The sequence below is a fragment of the Marinomonas ostreistagni genome (genome assembly GCF_016461785.1).
GTDB lineage: Bacteria > Pseudomonadota > Gammaproteobacteria > Pseudomonadales > Marinomonadaceae > Marinomonas > Marinomonas ostreistagni_A.
Genome location: NZ_JAEMUH010000011.1, coordinates 136768 through 161229 on the forward strand (window position 1 = coordinate 136768; position 24462 = coordinate 161229).

The window sequence follows — 24462 nt, forward strand, 5'->3', positions numbered from 1 at the left end:
GTGCCAATGTCCCCTTGTTTGCCAAATGAGCCGCGAATTATAGACCCAGAAATACAAGGGCAGTTAACCCGTAAATATCTAAGTGAATATCTGACCCAAATTGAGCAATTGTTTACTGATCTGCGTAACCAGTTAGATGTTCATCTGCGAAACGCTAAGCCTAATAAGCTTGGCAAGACTTACCCTCTCGGTCAGTGTCTTGAAATCTCGCAGGCGTTTGAAGCGGCGTTTGCTCATTTAGAACCATCACAATTAAGCTCTTCTGAACATGTGACAGCGTTTCAAGCTATCCAAGCTTTTCTGGCAGCAGGAGGAGAGTTTCGCCAAGTGTGGGGGGATTTGCGTGGCGAGTACTTTCAGAACGCTTTTATACTAGGAAGCTGGTATGTGGATGTGGCCAACGACACGGTGGATGTCAATAAACCTTCCGTCGAGATCTTGCCGTTTTCAGAGTCTGGTTTACGCCCCATTCAAAACTTTGCCCATTTTGCCGTGATCGCTAAGCGTTACTGGCAGGCGGTGTGTTTACCAAATATTGTGTTCCCTGAACTGGCTCACCACTTTCCAATGATTGTGTTACAGCCTAATGCTGGGCCGCAGTTACAAGGCCTTTTTGATTATATGATCGCACTGACAAGACAAAGCGGTTTTCGTCTTAGCGAAGACGCTATTGTCGGACTATCTTTCCCTGACTCGTTATTTCAAACATTTCGGCGCCAGGGTTGGGCAGCATCTGGTCTTGCAGAGAGTGCGGACGAGGCGAAGCAAACCGCTGTCGATTCTTGTCGTCGTGCCCGCGAGCGAAAGATGCATGAGGATTCGCTCATTCGAGATCGAGTGATTCAACAGGCTTTAAAGGTAAATCGTACATGGCAAGATTTGCGCGTCGAGTTTCATAGCAAACCGTAGTTCACGGCATATTGATATAAAAACGCTTCACTAAGCGTAAAGCGTTTTTATAGGGAGGAGTATTAACTAGATCGCATTAGGTAAAGTCGACACCTTGTTCAACGCCAATAATTTCTGCAATAGGAAACTCCGGAGCTGAAGAGGCTGAGTTGGCGGATACCTCATAGTATTCTGCCATGCTAGCGATGTTTTCATAAAACTCGTCATAATCAATGCTGTCCAATCCAAAACTGCTTAGGTCTAGATTTTGTAGCATGAGCATGACTTGATCGAGGTAGGACTCCCAGTCCACGGCACTGAATAGGGTGGTGAAGTAGTCTTCTGTTAGCCCAAGCGCAGCTAGGTATTCAGAATAGTCGAAGTTTCCAAAATCAAAGTCGTCATCGTCATCTTCTGATTCTTCCTCCCAGTCGTCCCAACTCCAGTCCATATCATCAAACAAAGAGTCTAATTCAAAATCAATCCAGGAATCCGTTAGATTATCCAACGTTGTCAGCCAGCTGGTGTCTGAGGCGTAGGTATTGGCTAGAGTGGTCATCTGGGTCGTCCAAGAAGACCAGTCGAAGTTCGCCAGCGCTTCGGCGATGCTGTCACCCCATGCATCCCAGTCAAAATTACTCAGCGCTTCTAAGTAGTCATCGAACAAGCTGTCCCAATCGCTGGCAGCGATGTCTTCGTCCTCTAACTCCAATAGATCATCAAGGTCTAAGTCAAGGCGACCAAACATAACGTCATAATCGCCGTCTTCATAATCATCATCCCAAAGCGGCGCATCATCGGAAGTGACCATGCCTAAATCACTGAAAAAACTTCTGACAATATCGCCGTCAATGTCATCACTATAGATTTCAGCTAGCATATCAAAGGTGACTTCGTATTGTGCCGCGACTTGGTAGATGGTTTCTGGTGAATCGAGGTTTCCTTGAATAAACTGATGGGCTTGATCAACGGTGACACCAAATTTAGCAAGATGCTGTTCCGCAGGCATGGGTTGTTGCTCCTTGAATGGACTTGTTAGGAGCAAAAGTCTAGATCAATCTTTTAGCTTTGCGAAGTTTTTGCACAAAAAAAGGCCAACAAATGTTGGCCTTTGAGTCTCTCTTAAGTGAGTGTTATAGCGTTGTGCGGCTGAATAGCTCGTCGTATTGTTCGAGAGTGTGCTCGGTCAGCTGACCAGTCTCAAGCAGTAAGTTAAGGTCGGATAACAGATAGTCCGCCAAAGTACGAGCGAATTTAAGGCGTACATCATAGAGATCAGTACGGGCTTCTAGTACATCCACTTGGCTGCTTAGGCTTAAATCGGCTTGTCGTTCTGCCGCTTCAAGAAACGCTTGGCTAGACTTGCGCGATTCGTCCAAAGCTTCAAGGCGACCACGGTAAGAGTTGAGCTGTGCGTAGGCCAGTTTTACTGTTTGTGTAATGTCGGAAAGCGTTTTCTCATAACGTGCTTGAGCGGCATTATAGGTCGCTTCCGCTTGGCGGTAGCGAGACGAGGTTTTGCCGCCGGTATAGAGCGGTATGGTTAGATCAATCGAGGCAATGTAGTTTGTACTGTCCACATAAATGTCGTCAGACTTACTGTCTATGGCTCTTAATGATAAATCCAGTGTGGGTAAATGCGCCGCTTGTCGTGATTCTGCTTGCAGTTCTTGGCCTCTTACATTGGCCATCTCAGCTAACAGTTCCGTATTGTCAGGGACTTTATTGATCCAGTCCTGCTGTGTACCTGTCTGTAGATCAGGAATCACTTGATGACCATGTTGTACCCAGTTCTCAGGTAAAACCACTTCGGTGCCAGCAATGACGTTTAGTTTCGTTTGAGCATCTTCGTATTCACTTTGAGCCTGCAGAAGGTCACTACGCGCAATGTCTCGAGTGGAAGCAACTTTCAATACACTCAGTCGATCGCCAACACCGAGTTCTTCCATGCGTTGGGTCTGCTCAAGTTTTAGTTGTAATGCCGCCAGTTTATCTTGGTTAATATAAACCTGCTGACTGGCTAATAGTGCTTTTAAGTACGCTTGGCTTAAACGGTAAATCAGTTCTTGCTCAGCACGTTGGTAGGTAAATTCAGACTTACGTACGGCCTGTTTGCTACTGCTGTAATCTTTCCAAGCCGCTACGTTGACCAGACTTTGTTGCATGCGCAACTGAAAGTTGTAGTCATCTTGGTCTTTTTCCGAACGCGCCAAAGATTCGCTGTATGCACTTGAAAATTTGTCTGTATAAATATCTCTAACATACTGATAGCGGTAGCTAGAGGATAAGCTTACTGTGGGCAAAAGCGCCGACATGCTGATGTCATCCGCTTCTTGTTCGCCTAGATAGTTGTAATAGGCGTACTGAAGCTCAGAGTCATGTTGTCGAGCCGACTCTAATGCTTCAGCAAATCCCATCGTCTGAGGCATGGTAGTTTCCTCAGCGAATGTCGCTGAGGAAACTGATGCACTGACGACTAGAGCGATAAGCTGCGGTTTGAAAGGAAACGGCATTTATTTCTCCTTAAGGCTGCGTGCGAAACTATCTTCCACAGGTTTAAATAGGTAGTTAAACAGCGAACGCTCACCGCGTTGAATCATAACTTCTGCCGGCATGCCTGCTTTTAGTTTCATGTCTTCAGACATATTAGAGCGCCCGTGCTCAGTAACTTGAATGCGTGCGAGGTAGTAAGGAGCTTGGTCTTGTTGTTCCAACAGTCGGTCAGCTGACACGTTGATCACCTTACCTTCTATAACTTTAGTTGTGCGCGCGTCAAATGCCGAGAAGCGAATGTCTGCTTTTTGTCCGATGTACAAGTCATTGATGTCACGAGGTGACACTTTACTTTCTACAACGAAGTTGTCATCAGAAGGGACAAGATCCAATAATGGTTGGCCTGGGTTTGCCACACTGCCGATAGTGTGTATTTTCATATCGACGATGGTGCCGTCCTCAGGTGCGCGGATAACTGAACGCTCAACACGATCTTTTGCTACCTGGTACTTCTCAAGAATATCAAAGTAGTTCCCCTGAGTTTGTTTCAGACGCTCACCAACATCTTTCAGGTAATCCTGTTTACGTGTTGCGATTTGAAGTTGCGTTTCCGTGTTTTGAATCTTTAAACGTGCCACTTCAGCTTGTGAAGAATTGATCTCATTCTGTGTTGAGATAATTGAGCGATTTAGTTCGCGAGCACGTTTATTATCGCCTAGACCTTCATTGTAAAGTGTGGTGTAGGCTTCTTCTTCTTCCGCAAGTAGCGCTAGCTGCTTCTCAAGCCCTGAAATTTGAGCATTGATGCCTTGGACTTGCGCATCGGTTTGCTCAAGACGGGTTTGTAGCGCTTCACTTTCTTGCTTATAGGCAGACATGCGCGCTGACAAAAGTGCATTTTGCTGTTTCAGTGCATTGGCGATGTCTTTATCTGTTTTCGCAGCCTCAAGCAACTCATCTGAGAAGGTCACTGATTCCGAGAAAGACTGTTCTGCCGTTAAACGCTCAAGCTCTGCCTTGAAAATTTGCAGGCGAGTAAAACTGTTTTCTAGTTGAGCTTGGAACTGTGCGTTCTCTAACTGAATAAGTGGTTCACCTTTTTCAACTAGGTCGCCGTTACGCACAAAGATCTCTTGCACGATACCACCTTCGAAGTGCTGTATGGTTTTTCGGTAACTGTCCACCATGACTTCACCTGGTGCAATCAGGGCACTGCTTAAAGGCGCTAGTGTTCCCCATGCGGTAAATGTACCTAAGGTTAGTAGTAGGAACCAAAGTCCAAACTTGATGTAGCGTTTGTCATTGGTTGGAACATCTGGGCCTGGTGCCGCCATCTGAGGTGCAGACGGCTTATCTTTTGTGTTATTCGGTGGTGTGCCTGGTTTTGCTTCGGACGCCGGTTTTTTAACGGGTGTAATAGCTGCTAGTGCTTGTTTATTTTCTGCTGGTTTTGCAGATGATTTTGCCTTATCCGTATTTGCAGTACTCTTATCTGAGCTCGCTACTGTCTTTGCAGAGGCCGTTTTGCTGGTATCCGTGCGACTAGTTGTTGCGTTGTCAGGTTTGGCTTGTGCTTTATCTGTTGGAGCAGATTGTGGCGCCTGATTTGTCTCGCCACTTTTACTGTCATGTTTTGTCATGCTTAATTACTCAATTCTGTCAGTCGTTAATGTCGTGGCTAAGCGCGTTTGGCGTTATCTTCCGCCGCCTTTTGACTTACAAGTTTCTGCATCACTTCGTCTTTCGGGCCAAATAGTTGCAGTTGACCTTCGCGTAAGACCATAAGTTTATCGATGCTCTTCAAGATGGAAGTTCGATGACTGATGACAAACGTGGTGATTTTCTCTTGCTTCAATATGTTGATGGTTAGACTTAGGGCAAATTCACCTTGCTCATCAAGGTTTGAGTTCGGTTCATCCAAAACAACAATTTGTGGGTTGTCGTACAATGCACGAGCCAGACCAATGCGCTGACGTTGACCACCTGATAAGGCACCTGAATCGACACCGATCTTAGTATCGTAGGCCTCAGGTAGTTGTAGAATCAGTTCATGAACACCTGCTTTTTTAGCAGCGGCGACGACTTTGTCCGGATCAACATTTGTGAAGCGGGCAATGTTTTCACTGACAGTTCCGTTGAACAGCTCGATATCTTGAGGTAAATAGCCAATATGTGGACCAATCTCGTCACGGTTGTAATGTTGTACCTCAGCACCGTCTATACGCAATGAACCATTAATCGTTGGCCAGATACCCAAGATAGCTTTAGCAAGGGTTGATTTACCGGCTGCGCTAGGCCCGATGATACCTACGGACTCCCCTGGAAGCACTTTAAAGGACAAAGATTTAACGGTTGCAGTTTTTGAGCCTGGTGGTGCGATAAATAAGTTTTCCGCCTGCACTTCACCTGCTGGTTTTGGCAGTGTCATGTTGCGGTCTTCTTGTGGAAATTCCGATAGCAGTTCATCCAAACGACCCCGTGCAGCACGAGCATTATTAAAGCCTGACCAGCTATTAATAAGTAGATCTAGTGGCGCTAATGCACGCCCCAATAGAATAGAACCTGCGATCATCATACCTGGTGACATTTCATTTTTAACAACAAAATATGCACCTAATCCCAAAATAGAGGATTGGAATATCATACGTAGCACTTTACTTAGGTTAGCAAACACGCCAGCTCGGTCACTTGCATCGGTTTGCTTAGCAAGGAATGCTTTGTGTTGGTCTCTCCAGCGTCCCATGATATTTGGCAGCATTCCCATCGCATGAAGTACTTCCGCATTGCGCAAGTTGCTGGTTGCGAGGTTCTGGGCTTTGATGTTTTCACCGTTTGCTTCCAACAACATTTTTTTGGTCAGCTTCTCGTTCAAAACTGCAATGCAGAGCAGGATTGCGCCTGCGCCTAGGGCAAACCAGCCAAAAGCAGGATGGAATAAGAAAAGTAGCCCGATGTAGATTGGGAACCATGGGGCATCAAAAAAAGCAAACAAACCATTACCTGTCATAAACTGGCGAATACTAGTTAGATCATTTAGTGGTTGTGCTGTTCGACGTCCTGGTATCTTAACGCCAGCTTTAAACATGGATGTATAAACGCGGTGGCTTAGGAATTGGTCGATCTGATTCGATACTCGAACCAAAATACGCGAACGAACCCATTCCAAAACCCCGAGAACACCAAATAGGAAAACCATGATCAAGGTAAGGAAAAAGAGTGTCTCTAAACTCCTTGACGTTACAGCTCTGTCATAGACTTGCAGCATATAAAATGGACCTGTCAGCATTAGTATGTTGATAAACAAACTAAAGAAACCTGCTGCCATAAAGCCTTTTTTACTTGCCTTAAATGCACTGGATAAGTCGTCTACGGCTTGTGAATTTTTCATTAGTAAAACTGTCTCTGTGTTAGTTGTATTGCTGTGTGGTCACAGGAATGTTTCAGGGTTATGAGGCCGTAACATAATATTACAACCCCATCCAAAGTAGTTTTGACGTTACTAAAATGAGAAAACGTCGTCACCTTCACCGAATAGTTCATCAATATTAGGTTGTTCTTGAGAGGTGTTTACCTGCTCTAGCATTTCATCGTAAATACGAGTCAGTGACATTAAACCTTTTAATCTAAATTGTGAGCTGTATTGCAAACTGGCCAAATGTAGGGCCCCTGAACGCTGCAAGTCTGCAATTTCCTCATCCTTGAGCTGATTGATTTTATTTAGATTGGCTCTAAAAAGGTTCTGAGGGAGATTCGTGAAAGGGGTATCTTTATCCAGCTTAAGCTCTTTAGCAAGGTTCCAGTGTTCAAGTACACCGTATTTTTGCAATTTCATAATCATGGTTTGCGTTTTACGGTGGCCTTTGGTTAATTCGCCAAGAAAATGTAAAGCAGTATTCAGCTGTTTACCGAGTTCCCCTTTTTCGTCAAAGAAAGGAATTGCACCGTCTTCAGAAGCATCAACTATGTGCTCTTCACGAATGTTAAGTTGTAGTTTTTGAGGCTCAGCTGGGTCGGGTAGAATGGCGAACGGTTCGCTGCGGTAGATGGCGGGCATGTAGCCGCCTAACCATCGGCCGTTTGGAAGCACCATTAAGTTGCGATCGTTATCTAGTGACTGAATGGCAACAAGGTCAAGGAATTTCTTACCTTGTGATTCACCAAGTCTAAATGCAACGGGTAGGTGTTGAGAAATGTTTGGAATCTCTTCCCAAACAATATTGGCAACAGGCAAGTTTTGTGCAAATGATAAATTTTGCGTGGGTTTGTAGCCAGATGCTCCATGTTCTGAGCGTTTAATTAAAACGTATGCCATGCTAATACTCCAATCCTGCGGCGTGACTATAAAATTTTGATGGCGGCATTCTAGCAGACAGCCTCTTCAAGAATGTGACCACACGCACTTCTTTGTAACTTCGTGTGCAGTAGACTATCGCCTTTTGTACACAATCCGTAGTGAAGAGCCTGTTTTAGGTGTGGATATGTGTTACATTTTGGCAACTTTTTAAATGATCCATAATAAGGGGTAACAATGGCAACACTAACAGTGGAAGGAAAACAATACGATCTAGATTCTTTGTCAGTTGAGGCTAAAGCAAATGCAAATGCCATCACTTTTACAGACACGAAAATTAAACAGCTTGAGCAAGAGCTGATGATGGCTCGTGCAGCACGTGCTTTCTACGTGTCAGAATTAGTGAAAGCGCTTCCAAGTGAAGAAAAAACTCCTGCCAAAAAGACGACGACACGTAAGCGCTCCACGACTGCGAAATCTGCCGCTAAGCCTGCTGCGAAACGTTCTACCGCTGCAAAAACTTCTACTCGCTCTAAAGCTGCTGCTAAATAGTAGTAAAACTGAATATGGCTACTTGCGTATCAATTAAAAGCGTCACCTTGCGTTATTCTCCTGAAGAGGACCGTTTACTATTGCGCTGTCAGTCTGATGAGGGCATGTACCCGACATGGTGGACCCTTAGGCTTTGGCAACGAGCTTTTCCTGTATTGGTTCAATGCTTGGAAAAACAAGTCGTTACTTCAAGTGCTGCTGCGACTGAATTTTATCAAAATTTAGCGCAACAAAAGGCAGATGAGGTTCTTATGAAAGAGACAAATCGTGCCCAACAAGAGAAGACTTCGTCTTCAGGTGCGGAAGAAAGTCTGCAGGCGACCGTTGATACGCAATTATCTGAGCCAATGCTTTGTGCAAAAGTTGAGTTCGCTTTCAAAAAGAATTCGCTAACAATGATGATGTTTGGTGTCAATGAGACATTGCGACTGGATGTGCAAATGTCTTATCAGCAACTGCGACAGTTTTTACTTGCTCAAACTAGATGTTTGCAGGCGTCTGAATGGCCAAAAGAGATTCCTGACTGGCTGTTACCCGAGCAAAATGCCTCTTCTAGTGTGGGTGCATCGTTACATTAGCCCATTTTTCTTGAAACACTCTGAATGCATAAATGGTATCAGCAAGCTCTTTGTATTGGATAGAGTATGAAATTATTAATTACAGGTGGCGCAGGCTTTATTGGCAGTGCCGTGGTACGTCATGTGTTGCAAAACACAACGCATGAGGTAGTGAATTTAGATAAGCTGACGTATGCTGGGAATTTGGAATCGATCCCTGAAAATTTGATGGATTCCCGCTATGTATTTGAGCAAGTTGATATCTGTGATATGGCTGAGCTGAAGCGTATTTTCGAACAGCATCAACCTGATGCTGTGATGCATTTGGCGGCGGAAAGCCATGTTGACCGCTCTATAGATGGTCCTGGTGACTTTATTCAAACAAATATAGTCGGTACTTACACGCTTCTTGAAGCGGCTAGAGTCTACTGGCAGACGCTATCGGACAATAAGAAAACGGCGTTCCGTTTTCATCATATTTCAACCGATGAAGTATATGGCGATTTACCGCACCCTGATGAGGTTGCTGAAGGTGAGGCTTTGCCTTTATTCACTGAAACCACGTCTTATGCGCCGAGCTCTCCCTATTCTGCAAGTAAAGCAAGCTCTGACCATTTAGTTCGTGCTTGGCGTCGTACTTACGGTTTACCCACCATTGTAACGAATTGCTCAAACAACTATGGCCCTTATCATTTCCCTGAAAAGCTCATTCCGCACATGATTTTGAATGCGTTAGCGGGGAAAGCATTGCCTGTGTATGGTGATGGATCGCAAATTCGCGATTGGTTGTACGTTGAAGACCATGCTCGCGCCTTAGTAAAAGTGGTATGCGAAGGTGAAGTAGGGGAAACCTATAATATTGGCGGCCATAACGAAAAGCGTAATCTAGAGGTTGTGCATACATTGTGTGATTTGTTGGAAGAGCTTGTGCCAACCAAACCTGAAGGTGTGCAGTCTTACCGAGACCTGATTACGTTTGTGAAGGATCGTCCTGGCCACGATGTGCGTTATGCCATCGATTCGAGCAAGATCGCAGATGAGTTGGGTTGGGAACCTGAAGAAACATTTGTTTCTGGAATGCGTAAAACTGTTGAATGGTATCTGTCTAATCAAAGTTGGTGGCAACGAGTGTTAAGTGGTGATTACCAATTAAACCGTATTGGTGACCAGGGATAGTATGATGACTAAGCGAAAGGGAATTATTTTGGCTGGCGGCAGTGGGACACGTTTGCACCCATTGACGTTAGGTATCTCCAAGCAATTGATGCCGATTTACGATAAACCGATGATTTACTATCCGCTATCGGTGCTGATGTTGGCGGGCATTCGCGAAGTATTGATCATCACCACACCAGAAGATCAGGAAAGTTTCCAAAAACTGTTAGGCGATGGCAGTGCATTTGGGGTCGAGTTATCTTATGCGGTACAACCTTCACCAGATGGCTTGGCACAAGCTTTTATCATTGGGGAAGAGTTTATAGGTAACGATAGTGTTGCTTTAGTGCTAGGCGATAATATTTTCTTTGGCCAGCATTTCTCTGACAAGCTTAAACAAGCGGCGGAACAAACTTCTGGTGCGACGGTTTTTGGTTATCATGTCATGGACCCTGAACGCTTTGGTGTGGTGGAGTTTGATGAACAGGGTAAAGCCGTTAGCATCGAAGAAAAACCTCAATCCCCACGTTCTAATTACGCGGTGACTGGGCTGTATTTTTATGACAATGATGTGGTGGAAATTGCTAAAAACATTCAGCCATCACCTAGAGGTGAGCTGGAAATAACTGATGTAAATTTAGCGTACCTTAAGCGTGGTGATTTGCATACGTCACTGTTAGGGCGTGGTTTTGCTTGGTTAGACACAGGCACACACGATTCTTTGTTGGAAGCGGGGCAGTTTGTGCAAACCGTTGAGCATCGACAAGGGTTGAAGGTCGCTTGTTTAGAAGAAATCGCGTATCGACAAAAATGGATCTCAAAAGATCAGTTAATAAATGCTGGTACAACCCTTAAAAAAACAGGGTATGGACAGTATTTACTTAAAGTTGCTGACGGCTACCAATAAGGAGCTGTCGTTAAGTGTCTAATGACAGGATAAATGGCATGAATGTAATCAAAACCAATATCGAGGACGTTGTAATTATTGAACCAAAGGTATTTGGTGATGAGCGAGGCTTCTTTTTAGAAACATTTCAGGCTGAGCGTTATAAAACACTTGCTGGTATTGAGCTTCCATTTGTTCAGGATAACCATTCGCGATCGTCTAAGGGTGTATTGAGAGGGCTGCACTTTCAAAAGTCAAAACCTCAAGGAAAATTGGTTCGTGTGGTTCGCGGAGAAGTGTTTGATGTGGCGGTCGATATTCGTAAAGACTCGCCAACCTTTGGGCAATGGGCTGGGGTTTTGTTGAGTGAAGAAAATAAGCGTCAGTTCTGGGTGCCACCAGGCCTCGCTCATGGTTTTGTTGTGTTGTCGGATGTTGCTGATTTTGAATACAAGTGTACGGATTATTATGACCCTTCAGATGAAGGGTGCTTAATTTGGAATGACCCAGAGGTGGGAATTGAGTGGCCGATTGACTTTGAACCTCAACTTTCTGCTAAAGATCTCGTTGGATTAACTTTGGCACAATTGTGGGGCTGATCCATGCGTATTTTACTGACTGGTAAAAATGGTCAATTAGGGTGTTGTCTCCAAGAAGTTATTTCTAGCTCAACCCATACACTATTTGCCTTTGGTTCAGATGAGTTAGACATCAGCGATGCTGATCAAGTGGCGTCCAGTGTTGCAAAGGTACAGCCCGATATAATTGTTAATGCAGCGGCGTATACGGCCGTGGACAAAGCAGAGCAAGATCAAGCAAAAGCCTATGCCGTAAACGAGCAGGGTGTGGCTAATCTAGCCAAATCTGCGCAGGCACTAGGTATTCCGGTGATTCATGTCTCGACCGATTACGTGTTCGATGGTTTTTCGGTTGAGCCATACAAACCGAGTGATATCACTGCTCCACAAGGTGTTTATGGCGCGTCGAAGTTAGCCGGCGAGCAAGCGTTAGCATCCATCTGTACGCGCTATATTGTGTTGCGAACTGCTTGGGTATTTAGTGAGTACGGCAATAACTTTGTTAAAACGATGCTACGACTTGGCCAAGAGCGTGATGCTTTGAGTGTTGTTTCTGATCAATATGGTTGCCCAACGTACGCCGGTGATTTGGCGCAATCTATTGTTTGCTTGTGCGATCATTATCAGGCAACCAAAGAGTTAGCGTGGGGGATACATCACTATTCTGGTGATATGCCAACAAGTTGGCATGGCTTTGCACGTACAATTTTTGCCAAAGCTTATGAGCGAGGGCTCTTATCGAAAGTGCCTAAATTAACAGCGATCAGTTCCGAGCAGTATCCGACGCCAGCGAAACGCCCCGAGTACTCGGTGCTCAATACCAGTACATTAGAAGCTTTATCGCTACGGCCTTCTATGTGGCTGTTCTCACTCGATAAGGTCTTGGATACTTTGTCAGCGGAATTCTCTGGTGAGTAGCACACCACGTATTGCCGTGCTGCTTGCAGCCTATCAAGGCATGAAGTGGATAGAGCAGCAGGTCGATAGCATTCTTGCTCAAGAGGCTGTTCAGGTATCTCTATTTATCAGCGTTGATGCCTGTTCTGACGCTGCTCAAGATGACGGTACGTTGGCTTGGTGTCAGCACCTGTCTGATGCTCGCGATAATGTTGTGGTTCTGCCATTTGGTGAACGCTTTGGTGGTGCTGGAGCGAACTTTTTTCGGTTATTAGAAGACGTTGATTTTTCCGAGTTTGATGCAGTGTCTTTCGCCGATCAAGACGATATTTGGCTAAGTGACAAACTTAAGCGTGCTTGGCGTGAAATCAGTTCTGGTAAATGTTTAGCGTACTCATCTAATGTCATGGCGTTTTGGCCTGATGGCCGAGAATTGTTAGTACGTAAAGCGTATCCCCAAAGACGCTATGATCACTACTTTGAAGCAGCTGGACCCGGTTGCACATATGTTTTTCATCAATCTGTTGCAGTGCGTTTGCAGCGTTTTATTCGGGCGAATAAAGCGTTAATGCAACAGGTTGAGCTGCATGATTGGTTTGCATATGCTTATTGTCGCGAACAAGGTATTCCTTGGTATATTGATGAACATGCATCACTGATGTATCGGCAACATGCCTCTAATCAAATTGGTGTGAACCAAGGTGCAAGAGCATACCTTAGCAGGCTTCATAAAGTTGCGAAAAAGTCGTATCGTAAACAGGTCGAAGCGTTGGCCACAATTCTGGCTCCAGAATTAGTGACGAACGTTAGGAGTTACCGTTTTCGGCTGCGTCATGCTTTACAGTGTAGAAGACGATTACGCGATCGCTTTGCGTTGCTGATTATGTTTCTATTGTCTATTTATTGATCTGATGTTGATAGGTGATCGTTTGCTTAGTTCTTTGGTAAGAAAGAGTTCGATAAAGCGCTATCAAGATCGTAGAGTTCCTTTCTCTTATGCTTTCGTAGATATCTTTCTGCCTGGTGTTTTGCTTTCTCTATTACATATCGCTTTTGGGACGGGGGTATGGGGAAGTGAATATCAATGGATGACCGTATTAAGCGGCATATTCTTTGCGACGTGTATTGGCATCCAAGGTGGCTACAGTCGATATAATGAGCGGGCTTTTGCTAAGAAATTAGAAGTAACGTTTAAAACTTGGTTTTTAAATGTATTTTTCCTATTGGTTTTACTGTTCTTTTATCTCTCGAGTTTAAAATTTGATCGCTGGATTGTTTCTGCTTGGGTAGTTATTACACCGTTTGCCGTTATGTTCACCAAAGTGATGATCCAGCGTTATTCACGCGGCTTTGCTCAAGCAAAAATTCAAGTGGCGGTCCTTGGTCGTCACTATGAATTCAATGAGTTGGAATATGCGATGCTTGAGTTTCAAGGTATAGAGCTGACTTATTTTAGTCTCAGTGATAGCGTGGATATTGAAGAAAACATCCTTAAGATGGCGCCTGATTATTTATTACTTAACTTGGAAGCACCAGCAACGAGTCAGTTAATCAAGGAGCTGACTCACCTTGATTTGAAAGGTATCCGGTTGATTGTGTTGCACCGTTTTATGGAAGCTTTTCTGCGTAAATGCTACATACCATATGATGGCGAAGACCTTAGTTATTTGGAGAAAATTCGTTCCTACTCTCTTAAAAACTATCTGCTAAAAAGGGCTATTGATTGGGCGGCAGTGATAGGTATTGGCTTAATCTGCTCACCACTGATTCTTTACGCCGTAGTTAAGGTTCGTTGGCAGTCACCAGGAAGTGTGCTTTTTCGACAGTGTCGAGTCGGCCTAGGTGGGCAGAACTTTGTCGCATTAAAGTTTCGAAGTATGCATGAGAACGCTCACTTTAATCCGTATACGCAAAAAGAAGATCCACGCATTTTTCCTTTTGGTAATGTGATGCGTAAGTTCCGTATTGATGAAATACCTCAGCTTTGGAATGTGGCACGAGGTGAGATGCATCTGGTTGGTCCTCGAACAGAATGGGATATACTGGTTGAAAACTACGAAAAAGAAATTCCTTATTATCATGAGCGTCATCTTGTCAGGCCTGGAATTTCTGGGTGGGCACAAGTGTGTTATCCATACGGTGCTAACCTAGAGGATGCACGTCAAAAGCTAATGTATGATCTGTATTACATTAAGCATTGGAGTGTTTGGCTAGAATTAGAGACGATTCTTCGAACGGTCGTCGTGGTGTTAGGTCGACAAGGTCACTGAACATTTAAAGGAAATGGTTGTGCAGCGTCTTTCTCAGCTGGTCTGGTTGATCGCATCATTAACATTCACCATGAGTCTAGGGGTATACGGCGGATATTCTGTTCCCATTGGTGCATTGTTTCTCTTTTCATTAGCCGGTCTATTCTTTTTAGATAACGGTCTTAGCAAAACACGACAAGATCGTTACCTTATATACACATGGTGCGGCTTTACGCTGCTTATGGCATGGTTTGTGTTTCTAGATGGCTGGCATTCGCGTGAGCTTGATAGACCTTCACGCTTTCTACTGGCTGTACCTATCTTGCTAGTGCTGATGAGGCTCCCGCTACCTAAATCTCCTTTTTTATTTTATGGGGTTATCAGCGGAGCCTGTGCAAGTTTAATGGTTGCTCTCTATGATCGTTTTTGGCTTGGTTTGCCAAGGGCTCAAGGTGGAGAAAATGCAATCATGTTTGGTGATACGGCAATGATGCTAGGTTTCATGAGTTGTGCTGGGTTAACGTACTTCTACGCAAAGCAACAGCGTGTTTTGTGTGTATTGAGCTTATTAGGTGTGTTGTCTGGCGTCAGCGCTTCGTTTTTATCAGGCTCCAGAGGTGGTTGGATTGCAGCGCCGCTGATTGCTTTTTTCATTATTTGGCAAAGTCGTGAGTTATTTTCAAGAAAGGTATTGATCAGCGGTGTTAGTGCGGCGTTGTTTGCTTTAGCGTTGAGCATTGCGATACCGCAAACCGGAATACAACAACGAATTCATGCGGCGTTTATTGATCTAGAAAAGTATCATCAAGGTAATAGTAATACATCTGTAGGACTGCGCTTGGATATGTGGAAATCCGCTTTTTACTTGGCTGCGGAGTCGCCTGTCTTTGGCGAAGGTCAGTATGGTAGTCGAACAATAAGGGAAGAGCTTGCCGAAAAAAATATCATACATCCCAATGCAGCCAAATTTGATCATTTACATAATGAATACCTGACGTCGTTAGGGTTCCAAGGCATTGTCGGTTTGGTAGTGTTATTGTTGGTGTATTTAGTACCGCTACGATTGTTTATGAAGAAGGTAAGGCTTTATTCCGATAATTGGGAAGTTAAGCCGTACGCGTTAGCGGGCGCTTTAATTCCAATGTGTTATATGGATTTTGCGTTAACACAGGCGATGTTCAGTCACAATGTTGGTGTGATGATGTATGCCTTTCCAATTCTTTTTTTCTGGGCTGCATTGCGTTGGCAAGAGCGTTACTTTACTGCTAGTAACGGTAACGTGTGATTAACTGCTGAGTGACATGGTGTTTCTTCGCTGCATCCTTGCAGCTCCTTAATCATCCTGAAGTAAGATAGGGCTCCCATCCTTGGGAGCAAAAGTCGTCTATGACTTCCTATCTTGTTTAGGTGAAACAGAGGCTCTTCATGAGCCTACAAACCATCCTAGTTTTCTGTTTCAATCTAAATCGCGTTTCTCCTGAAACAAACACCGTCCGTGGTGTGCGATTCCAAGACAAGTCTTCCGTCCTAGAAGATGAGCTATCCTTGCCCCTTGTCCTGAAACCACTATATCGAGAGATGGTTAATGTTGCACCGAAATCGCGTCATTTTACTGTCATATGTCAAAAAATAAGGATGAAATAGCTTGTTTGGTATGAGCACATAAAATTTCAGAATATATCGAATCACTTGATTCGACATAAATACGAAGCTCGTTTGCATTACCGGATGCTCTAATGTGAAGAATGTCGTTATTTGACAGCCATACCCTTGCTCCATCTTGAGTATCTAGTGCTGAAATAGAAACTGTTTCATCTGTATATATCTTACTTAAAAGTGGGGGCCAGTGTTGGGTATCGGACAAATATTCAACGATAGATTGGCTTTCTGATACGGTTATATCCTGTAGTCGTTCGCTGCTGGTGTGTCGTTTTGATAGAGCGCTAATGACCGAGCTGAGTGGCTGATGTGAGATGTGTGCTAGGATTATGAGTATAGGTAACACGGCATCACGAGTCGGTAAGGCTGTTAATCCCTCAGCATGACTACCAAGTAACACACCTCCGTTTGCTTCATACCCGACACTAATTTCCGAAGGTTTCGCTGTCTCCATGGCTGCCAGTACATAGGGAGAGCCAATCTTCGTACGTATGACAGTTGCCTTTGGCAATAATGCTTCCAGCCCCGTATTACTATTGATTGGGGTGACGATGTGATTTGCCTTTAGGTATTGGCAGCAAATCATTCCTACTTGATCGCCGCGTAACCACTGCCCTTTTTCATCAGCAATCAGAGGACGGTCTCCATCACCATCCGTGCTGACGATGGCATCTAAGTTGTATTCTCTTGACCACTGATTTGCTTGTATTTGATCCTCTTTTGAAACTGCTTCGGTATCCAAAGCGACAAATGCATTTGTTCTTCCGAGAGGAATGACCTTGGCTCCAAAAGCCTTGAGGATCATGGTTAACTGATCACGAATAACGCTACTATGTTGGTATACTCCAACCCGTTTTCCAGATAGATCAAGCGCTGTAAAAGCGTGTTGATAACGCTTTCTGTAAAAGGCCAGTGCAAGGTCGTGATGATCCTCTATGGTCGTGTCTGAGCTAACTCGAAAGCACGTATTTAACTGAGCATTTAGAATACGCGACTCATCTTGTTTACTGATCTCTCCCCCAGGTAAGTAAAATTTGATCCCATTTCGGTCAAATGGAATATGGCTGCCAGTGACCATAATGGCTGGTACTTGATGTGCCATTGAATAGTGGGCGAGGCTAGGGGTTGCCAGTGATCCGCAATCCCAGACGGTATAGCCAAATTGTCTGGCGCATTCGCTAATCCACTGCTTGATCATCGGGCTACTTGGTCGCAGGTCTTGACCAATACACACTATGTTTGATGTTTGGCAAAGCTCTTTCAAAAAGGCTTCGATAAAAGCACCACAACGTTCTTGAGTTAGTTCGCTAACGGGGCCTCGAACCCCACTAGTACCGAACTTTACTTGACTATTTCGACATAGAGATAACGGTGTTTTATCGCGGTACATCTGCGATACAGCTCCCATTCTTCAGTAGTTTAAAGCTTTTGCTGCATGGGATGACTTCTAGGTTAAGAGCTTTGTTTATGGCGTTGCCATTACACTTTTTCGGCCATAAATGGTAAAGACTTTTCCATGTACCAAGATCGCTCCAGATACCTTGATAGCGACAAATGGTTAGATTTTTACTGCGTTCCAGTAGTGCATGATCAATCGAAATGTTAGCCGCGTCTTGAAATGAGTTTGCAAGCATTTGAATGTGCATAGAAATTGACTGGCGAGCGGTGTACGAGGCCATGCAAACTTCCATCAGTTCTGGCGCGTGGTGTTGTAATTCATGCAGCAACGTCGAAATGGGAAACAAAAAGAAGCCACTGTTCCATAGATAATCACCTGAATCCAGATAGCATTGAGCTGTGCGAAGATCTGGCTTTTCATGAAAGGCAACAATATGATTACTTTCATCTGTTTGAATGTAACCATACCCTGTTTCAGGATATGTTGGCTGAACGCCAAAAAGGGTCAGCTTTTTGTTTTGCTCTTGTGAATGAGCTTCACGGATTTTACGGGCAAAGTAATCAATCTCACCAATATGATGATCCGCAGCTAATGTCAGCAATGTAGGGGCTTCACCATAAAGCTCCCGTGCCATTAATGCTGCACAGGTAATAGCTGGTGCGGTATTACGTCCGCAGGGTTCGAGCAAAATATGCGCTGCAATAGACAGTTTCTCAAGGGAGGCTTTCACCCAATTTAAATGGTGTTCTGATACCACCACAATTGGCGTGACTGATGAGACATGTTGCGCACGAATCACGGTTGATTCAAATAGCGTCTTGCCATCGCCGAGAAAGTCATGGAATGGTTTGGGCTGTTCAGGTGTTGAGATAGGTTTTAGGCGTGAACCTATTCCACCAGCTAGAATAAGGGGAACGATCATAAGGGTATTTCTTGGAAAAAGCCGAGTATAGCATAAACAAAAACGCCCTCATTGAGAGGGCGTTTTAAGCAATGAAATGCTACTAGATCTTACTCTGCGGCTTCGATATCCAACAATTCAACTTTGAATTGTAGTGCAGCATGAGGTGGGATAGGACCTGTTCCGCCTGGGCCGTAAGCAAGGTCAGAAGGAATGTAGAATTCGTAGGTGGAGCCAATAGGCATCAGTTGTACGCCTTCCGTCCAACCAGGAATCACTTGGTTAAGTGGGAAAGAGATCGGCTCGCCGCGCTCGTATGAGCTGTCGAATACGGTACCGTCAACCAGTTTACCTTCATAGTTCACTTTTACTGTGTCAGTTTCAGCTGGCATTTTGCCATCACCTTTAGTGATGACTTTGTACATCAGGCCTGAATCAGTTGTGATGACACCGTCTTCTTTGGCTTTTTCATCTAACCAAGCTTGTGATTTAGCTTGGGCTTCTTCGGCTAGTTTAGCTTGTTCACGTTGTGCTTTTTCCATTTGCTCTTGTTGGAAAGCTTGTACGGTCGCTTGAACGTCTTCCATGGACATTTGTGGCTCTTCACCAGTAAAGGCATCTTCAAAGCCCGCTTTGAATGCTTCTAAGTCCATGCCTTCAAAGTCATTGACCATTCGGCTACCGAACATTGTACCGATAGAGTAGCCAAGCTTTTGTTCTTTACTATCAAGCTCTACTTCTGCAGCCTGCGCCATAGAAATGGAAGACATAACCAGTGCTGCGACTAATGTTTTTTTCATGTGAACATGTTCCGTTATTAGTTGTGGTTCTTTATATGAACTGGGGGGCGATTGGCAAAATTCAAGCTTATGACTTAAAAGAGATGAGATACGCCTTGTGCCTCGCAAATCGATCCAAGGTATCGTTCTACCATAAGATAGCTATCCAGTGCTAATCCCATGTTTGACACTTTACCAAAGTGACCCCTTCACCTGCACACCTTGTTAAGTCTTGGAGTGATATGCCAAGCACAAGGCGAGATCAGAATTTATGCCTGAGATCTGGTGTCGACAAGAGTCTTTACATATGCCTGACGATTTTTGTGCAGTATGGACAAAACAAAAGCCCGTGACGGGCTTTTGTGAAACGTTAGCCCAGAAGTTAGTGCGTTTGGGCTTGATCGCCTAAGTCGCTGTCTAGGTCTTCTTTAAAGAACTCATATTGCTCGGCACAGAACTGGCATTCTGCTTTGATGCTGCCTTGTTCGCTGATGATCTCACGGATTTCTTCTGCACCCATCGACACAATGGCATCGTAGAAACGTTGGCGATTACAAGAACAGCCAAACTGCATGCCTTTCACATCGTACAAGCGTAGCTCTTCTTCGTGGTATAAGCGGTGCAGTAGCACTTCAGTTTCCAGGCCAAGTAGTTCTTCGTCTTTTACCGTTGCTGCTAGGTGTACAAAACGTTCCCAAGCGTCTTCATCACCTTCTTTCGCTTGTTCTGCGGGGAGGCGCTGGAGGAACAGACCTGCTGCTTGGGAGCCGTCAGCCGCCAACCATACGCGGCTGGGTAGCTGCTCAGATTGTAAGAAGTATTGCTCCAGACAAGCGGCTAAAGAATCGCCAGCGATTTCTACGATACCTTGGTAACGATTTCCTTGGCGTGGCGAAATAGTGATGACTAGGTAGCCGCCAGCAAGCAGTTCTTTAAGCGATACTTCTTCTGGGAACGCTTGTTCCTCATCCCATTGGGCAATGGCGCGTAGGTTTTGGTGCTCATCACACTCTGCCATCAGAGTCTTAAGTGGCCCTTCACCTTTGCACTGAAGGGATAGCACGCCATCGACCTTAACGATGTCACGCAATAGCGCAATGGCAGCCACGAATTCGCCCAGTAACTTTTCTAGAGATTCAGGGTAGTTCTTACGTGAAATGATGTTTTGGTAAGCGTCACTAAGTAGGACACGTTCACCTCGGACATTGGTGTTGTCGAAGGAGAAACGCTGGATTTCATTGATGTTGTTCACAAGGATCACCGTTAAATTAAATATGTGCTTATTTTAAAACTTGAGCGTTCGTTTTGCATCTAGGTTTTATTCACTAGATCGATTCTACGCCTTATTTGACCTTTCTTTCCCCGAACTGAAAAAAGCTTCTGTAGGACCTCGCTGTGCGAGGGAACAACCTTGCATTCCCATATACCGTTCCCGCGGGGACCGCGGTCCTACAATTTTCGGGAACAATGCTCTGTAGGACCTCGCTGTGCGAGGGAAAAGCTTTGTCATCCCAAATGCTGTTCCCGCGGGGACCGCGGTCCTACAATTGCCGGGAATAAACTTGAATTCCCAAACGATGTTCTCGCGGTAACCGCGGTCCTACAATTGCTTGGAATTCCCCTCTGTTAGCTGTGTGCAATATCCTCTAAAATGCGCCTTTCGCTTTATTTATCTACACAATCAGAGACGTTTTCATGATCCAGTTTTCCGAAGTCAGTTTGCAACGTGGCACGCAGTTTTTGCTTGAACAGGCCGATATGACCATTTTTGAAGGTCAAAAGGTGGGTTTGATTGGTGCGAACGGCGCGGGTAAGTCGTCTCTGTTTGCCTTGGTGCGCGGTCAGCTACACGCCGATACGGGGGAGGTGATTTTACCGGGCCAGCGTCGTATTTCGTTTATGGCGCAGGAGGTAGAGGACGTTGATCGTACCGCTTTGGAATATTGTCTTGATGGTGATGACCGTTTACGCATGATCGAAGCGAAAATCGAAGAATCTCAAGCCAAAGGCGATGATCATGGCCATGCCCATTGGTTAAGCGAATACGAAAATGCTCACGGTTACACGGCACAAGCCCGTGGTGAAACCTTGCTGCAAGGTTTGGGTTTTAAAATGGCCGATATGCAGAAAAAAGTAGCAGACTTCTCAGGTGGTTGGCGCATTCGTTTGAACCTTGCCCGAGCGCTGATGTGTCCATCAGATATTCTGCTATTGGACGAGCCAACCAACCACTTGGACTTGGATGCGGTGATGTGGCTGGAAAACTGGCTACGTAATTACCCTGGCACATTATTGTTGATCTCCCACGACCGTGATTTCCTTGATGGAATTTGTAGCCATATTGTTCACCTATATCAGAAGAAATTGAACCTCTACAAAGGTAACTACAGCGATTACGAACGCCAGCGTGCTGAGCACTTAGCGCAACAGCAATCGATGTTTGAGCAACAGCAACGTAAGCGCGCCCACTTGCAAGAATACGTAGATCGTTTCCGTTACAAAGCAACGAAAGCCAAGCAAGCGCAAAGTCGTTTGAAAATGCTGGAGAAAATGGAGCAGATTGGTCCTGCACACATTGATTCTCAGTTTGAATTCTCAATTCCAATGGCGGAGAAAACATCCGCGCAGTTGGTTAGTCTGATTCAAGCGGATCTAGGCTATGTGCTGGAAGACGGCTCGCATAAGGTGCAGTTGCCGCAATCTAATTTTTCGATCCGTGATGGCCAACGTATTGGTTTACTTGGGCCAAACGGTGCGGGTAAATCAACGTTGATTAAATCTTTGGTGCAGGAGTTAGATTTGCTTAATGGCGAGCGTGTATACGGTGAAAACACGAAAATCGGTTACTTCTCTCAGCATCAGCTGAGCGCCCTAGATTTAGAGGCATCACCAGTATTACACATTCAACGTATCACGCCGACGGCATTGGAAGCAGATGTGCGTAAATACCTGGGTGGCTTTGGTTTTATTGGCGATGATGCGCTGCGTGCGGTAAAAGGCTTCTCCGGTGGTGAAAAGGCTCGTCTAGCGTTGTCTTTGATTGCATGGCGTAAGCCAAACCTGTTGGTTCTTGATGAGCCAACTAACCACTTGGACATCGAAATGCGTCAAGCCCTGACGGAGGCGCTACAAGAATTTAACGGTGCGATCTTGGTGGTATCCCACGATCGTCACTTATTAAACAGTACTGTGGATGAGTTCTTCTTGGTGGCGGACCATAAAATCGAAGCCTTTGATGGGGATTTGCATTCTTATCATCAATGGCTTCAAGCGCGCCAGCAACAAGCGAATCAAGCAGAGCGCGCGGTAGCGAATGAAGCAAAAGCCGATAAAGTGGATCGTAAGGAAGAGCGCCGTAAAGCCGCGGAGCTGCGTGAAAAGCTGCGTCCGCTGCGTAAAGCGATTGAAAAACACGAGAAAACCATGCAAACCGCACAATCCCATTTAGATACCATCAGCGAAGCGATGTCTGACAACAGCCTGTACGAAGCGGCGAATAAAGACAAACTTCAAGCTCTGCTTGCAGACGAAGCCAAATGGAAAAAGTCCCTTGAAGAAGCGGAAGAAGCTTGGTTTGAAGCGCAAGATGAATTAGAACAGGCCGAAGCAGCGCTTTAAACCAAAAATGTAGGACCGCGGTTTCCGCGGGAACAGTGTTTGGGAGTGCGAGGTTGTTCCCAGCAATTGTAGGACCGCGGTCCCCGCGGGAAATGCGTTTGGGAATGCAATGCTTTTCCCTCGCGCAGCGAGGTCCCACAGGGTTTTATCAACACAGAAACGATAAGTTGTAGGACCGCGGTTCCCGCGGGAACAGTGTTTGGGAATACAAGGTTGTTCCATCGCGCAGCGAGGTCCTACGCGGTTTTATCACCACAGAAACAATAAATTGTAGGAGCGCGGTTCCCGCGGGAACAGTGTTTGGGAATGCTAGCTGGTTCCCTCGTGCAGCGAGGTCGTACAAAGCAACGATTTAAATCACTTTCTATAAATTTCCTGAATAACATCAAGATATTCTTCTTTCTTTTGCTCTAGAATGATCCGATCGACAGTTGAGGAAAGCCGTTACTAATGGGCTTTCCCTTGTTTTATTGGATAATTTTTCTGACTGTAATCTAATTGTCATAATTTGTTTATAGTTTACGACCCGTAATGTAAGGAGCTGGTCATGACCTTTCCATTTGTTCGTATGCGCCGTATGCGTAAAGATGATTTCTCTCGTCGTTTAATGCGTGAGCATCGCTTGAGTGCAGACGATCTGATCTACCCTATGTTTATCATTGAAGGGCAAAACACCCGTGAAGTAGTGCCATCAATGCCTGGGGTTGAGCGCGTCACGATTGATGTGCTGTTAAAAGAAGCAGAAGAACTGGTGGCATTAGGCATTCCGATGGTGGCGCTTTTCCCTGTCGTGGGGGAAGGTAAAAAGTCACTGCAGGCCGAAGAGGCTTACAATCCAGATGGTTTAGCGCAACGTGCTATTCGCGCACTACGCCAGCATTTCCCTGAGTTGGGGGTGATGACAGATGTGGCATTGGACCCATTCACGACACACGGTCAAGACGGCATCATCGACGATGACGGTTATGTGCTAAACGACATCACCACTGAGGTGTTGGTTAAGCAAGCCTTGTCTCACGCCGCAGCCGGTGCACAGGTCGTTGCACCATCCGATATGATGGATGGGCGTATTGGTGCGATCCGCGAAGCCTTGGAGTTAGAAGGCTTTATTAACACTCGCATTATGGCCTACTCAGCCAAATATGCTTCGGCTTATTACGGTCCATTCCGCGATGCGGTTGGTTCTTCAGGTAATCTAGGTAAAGGTAATAAGTTTACTTACCAGATGGACCCTGCGAATACCGATGAAGCGATCCGCGAAGTTTTACTCGATATTGAAGAGGGCGCGGATATGGTAATGGTAAAACCTGGCATGCCGTACCTAGATGTAGTGCGTCGAGTGAAATCCGAGCTGGGTGTACCGACATACGCATACCAAGTAAGTGGCGAATACGCGATGCAGATGGCAGCGTTTCAAAATGGCTGGTTAGACAAGGATCAGGTGATGATGGAGTCATTGCTAGCGTTCAAACGAGCTGGTGCTGACGGTATTTTGACCTATTTCGCTAAAGATGCAGCCTTACTTTTGCAAAATACATCACGATCTGTCTAATTTTATGT

At 45.2% G+C, this 24462-nt stretch carries 21 protein-coding genes; 12 read left to right on the top strand and 9 right to left on the bottom strand.

Translation table 11 applies throughout. The annotated features are described in order from the left end of the window. Nucleotides 1-6 precede the first annotated feature (6 nt). A complete protein-coding gene (locus tag JHD44_RS12555) occupies nt 7-909 on the top strand; it encodes a hypothetical protein (protein WP_199463124.1) in 903 nt (300 codons plus the stop codon). A gap of 76 nt (nt 910-985) precedes the next feature. Here the strand turns inward: JHD44_RS12555 and JHD44_RS12560 are convergent, their stop codons facing one another. From JHD44_RS12560 to JHD44_RS12580, 5 genes are all read right to left on the bottom strand, one after another. Then, complete coding sequence (locus JHD44_RS12560) at nt 986-1897, bottom strand: hypothetical protein (protein WP_199463125.1); 912 nt, start codon at nt 1895-1897, stop codon at nt 986-988. Between the two features lie 124 nt (nt 1898-2021). Continuing rightward, a complete protein-coding gene (locus tag JHD44_RS12565; RefSeq protein ID WP_199463126.1) occupies nt 2022-3401 on the bottom strand; it encodes a TolC family protein in 1380 nt (459 codons plus the stop codon). Then, nucleotides 3402-5021 (bottom strand): HlyD family type I secretion periplasmic adaptor subunit, encoded by a 1620-nt coding sequence (locus tag JHD44_RS12570; protein WP_199463127.1) that lies wholly within the window; start codon nt 5019-5021, stop codon nt 3402-3404. It lies immediately after the preceding gene. Nucleotides 5022-5059: 38 nt separating this feature from the next. Then, nucleotides 5060-6769 carry a type I secretion system permease/ATPase gene (locus JHD44_RS12575; protein WP_199463128.1) on the bottom strand — a complete coding sequence of 570 codons (1710 nt, stop codon included), beginning with the start codon at nt 6767-6769 and terminating at the stop codon, nt 5060-5062. A gap of 111 nt (nt 6770-6880) precedes the next feature. Then, nucleotides 6881-7693 (bottom strand): SapC family protein, encoded by an 813-nt coding sequence (locus JHD44_RS12580; RefSeq protein WP_199463129.1) that lies wholly within the window; start codon nt 7691-7693, stop codon nt 6881-6883. Between the two features lie 216 nt (nt 7694-7909). Here JHD44_RS12580 and JHD44_RS12585 point away from each other — a divergent pair, with 216 nt between their 5' ends. From JHD44_RS12585 to JHD44_RS19145, 9 genes are all read left to right on the top strand, one after another. Next, nucleotides 7910-8224 (top strand): DUF6447 family protein, encoded by a 315-nt coding sequence (locus JHD44_RS12585; protein WP_199463130.1) that lies wholly within the window; start codon nt 7910-7912, stop codon nt 8222-8224. Nucleotides 8225-8238: 14 nt separating this feature from the next. Further along, on the top strand, nt 8239-8802 hold the full coding sequence (locus JHD44_RS12590) for a hypothetical protein (RefSeq protein ID WP_199463131.1): 564 nt from the start codon (nt 8239-8241) through the stop codon (nt 8800-8802). A gap of 66 nt (nt 8803-8868) precedes the next feature. Beyond that, the gene (gene rfbB, locus JHD44_RS12595) at nt 8869-9957 is read left to right on the top strand and encodes a dTDP-glucose 4,6-dehydratase (protein WP_199463132.1); all 1089 of its coding nucleotides are present in this window, start codon (nt 8869-8871) and stop codon (nt 9955-9957) included. A gap of 4 nt (nt 9958-9961) precedes the next feature. Next, the gene (rfbA, locus tag JHD44_RS12600; RefSeq protein WP_199463133.1) at nt 9962-10843 is read left to right on the top strand and encodes a glucose-1-phosphate thymidylyltransferase RfbA; all 882 of its coding nucleotides are present in this window, start codon (nt 9962-9964) and stop codon (nt 10841-10843) included. 38 nt (nt 10844-10881) lie between these two features. Further along, a complete protein-coding gene (rfbC, locus tag JHD44_RS12605) occupies nt 10882-11421 on the top strand; it encodes a dTDP-4-dehydrorhamnose 3,5-epimerase (RefSeq protein WP_199463134.1) in 540 nt (179 codons plus the stop codon). 3 nt (nt 11422-11424) lie between these two features. Beyond that, nucleotides 11425-12318 carry a dTDP-4-dehydrorhamnose reductase gene (gene rfbD / locus JHD44_RS12610; protein ID WP_199463135.1) on the top strand — a complete coding sequence of 298 codons (894 nt, stop codon included), beginning with the start codon at nt 11425-11427 and terminating at the stop codon, nt 12316-12318. Next, nucleotides 12311-13204 carry a glycosyltransferase gene (locus tag JHD44_RS12615; protein ID WP_199463136.1) on the top strand — a complete coding sequence of 298 codons (894 nt, stop codon included), beginning with the start codon at nt 12311-12313 and terminating at the stop codon, nt 13202-13204. The genes rfbD and JHD44_RS12615 overlap by 8 nt, the downstream gene beginning before the upstream one ends. 22 nt (nt 13205-13226) lie before the next feature. After that, nucleotides 13227-14567: a sugar transferase gene (locus tag JHD44_RS12620; protein WP_199463137.1), complete on the top strand. Its 1341-nt coding sequence runs from the start codon at nt 13227-13229 to the stop codon at nt 14565-14567. 19 nt (nt 14568-14586) lie between these two features. Further along, on the top strand, nt 14587-15831 hold the full coding sequence (locus JHD44_RS19145) for an O-antigen ligase family protein (protein ID WP_199463138.1): 1245 nt from the start codon (nt 14587-14589) through the stop codon (nt 15829-15831). A 330-nt stretch (nt 15832-16161) separates the two neighbouring features. On the opposite strand, the gene JHD44_RS12630 is transcribed toward JHD44_RS19145, so the two are convergent. The 4 genes from JHD44_RS12630 to hslO all read right to left on the bottom strand — a co-directional run bounded on the left by JHD44_RS12630 (nt 16162) and on the right by hslO (nt 20536). Continuing rightward, nucleotides 16162-17595, bottom strand: a complete 1434-nt coding sequence (locus tag JHD44_RS12630) for a phosphomannomutase (protein ID WP_199463139.1) — start codon at nt 17593-17595, stop codon at nt 16162-16164. Next, a complete protein-coding gene (locus tag JHD44_RS12635; protein ID WP_199463140.1) occupies nt 17582-18526 on the bottom strand; it encodes a mannose-1-phosphate guanylyltransferase in 945 nt (314 codons plus the stop codon). Before JHD44_RS12635 ends, JHD44_RS12630 begins: the two co-directional genes overlap by 14 nt. 89 nt (nt 18527-18615) lie before the next feature. Then, a complete protein-coding gene (locus tag JHD44_RS12640) occupies nt 18616-19305 on the bottom strand; it encodes an FKBP-type peptidyl-prolyl cis-trans isomerase (protein WP_199463141.1) in 690 nt (229 codons plus the stop codon). A gap of 361 nt (nt 19306-19666) precedes the next feature. Next, complete coding sequence (gene hslO, locus JHD44_RS12645; protein ID WP_199463142.1) at nt 19667-20536, bottom strand: Hsp33 family molecular chaperone HslO; 870 nt, start codon at nt 20534-20536, stop codon at nt 19667-19669. 443 nt (nt 20537-20979) lie between these two features. Here hslO and JHD44_RS12650 point away from each other — a divergent pair, with 443 nt between their 5' ends. Together JHD44_RS12650 and hemB are read left to right on the top strand one after the other, a co-directional pair. Further along, a complete protein-coding gene (locus JHD44_RS12650; RefSeq protein ID WP_199463143.1) occupies nt 20980-22902 on the top strand; it encodes an ABC-F family ATP-binding cassette domain-containing protein in 1923 nt (640 codons plus the stop codon). A 547-nt stretch (nt 22903-23449) separates the two neighbouring features. After that, nucleotides 23450-24454 carry a porphobilinogen synthase gene (gene hemB / locus JHD44_RS12655; protein ID WP_199463144.1) on the top strand — a complete coding sequence of 335 codons (1005 nt, stop codon included), beginning with the start codon at nt 23450-23452 and terminating at the stop codon, nt 24452-24454. Nucleotides 24455-24462 lie beyond the last annotated feature (8 nt).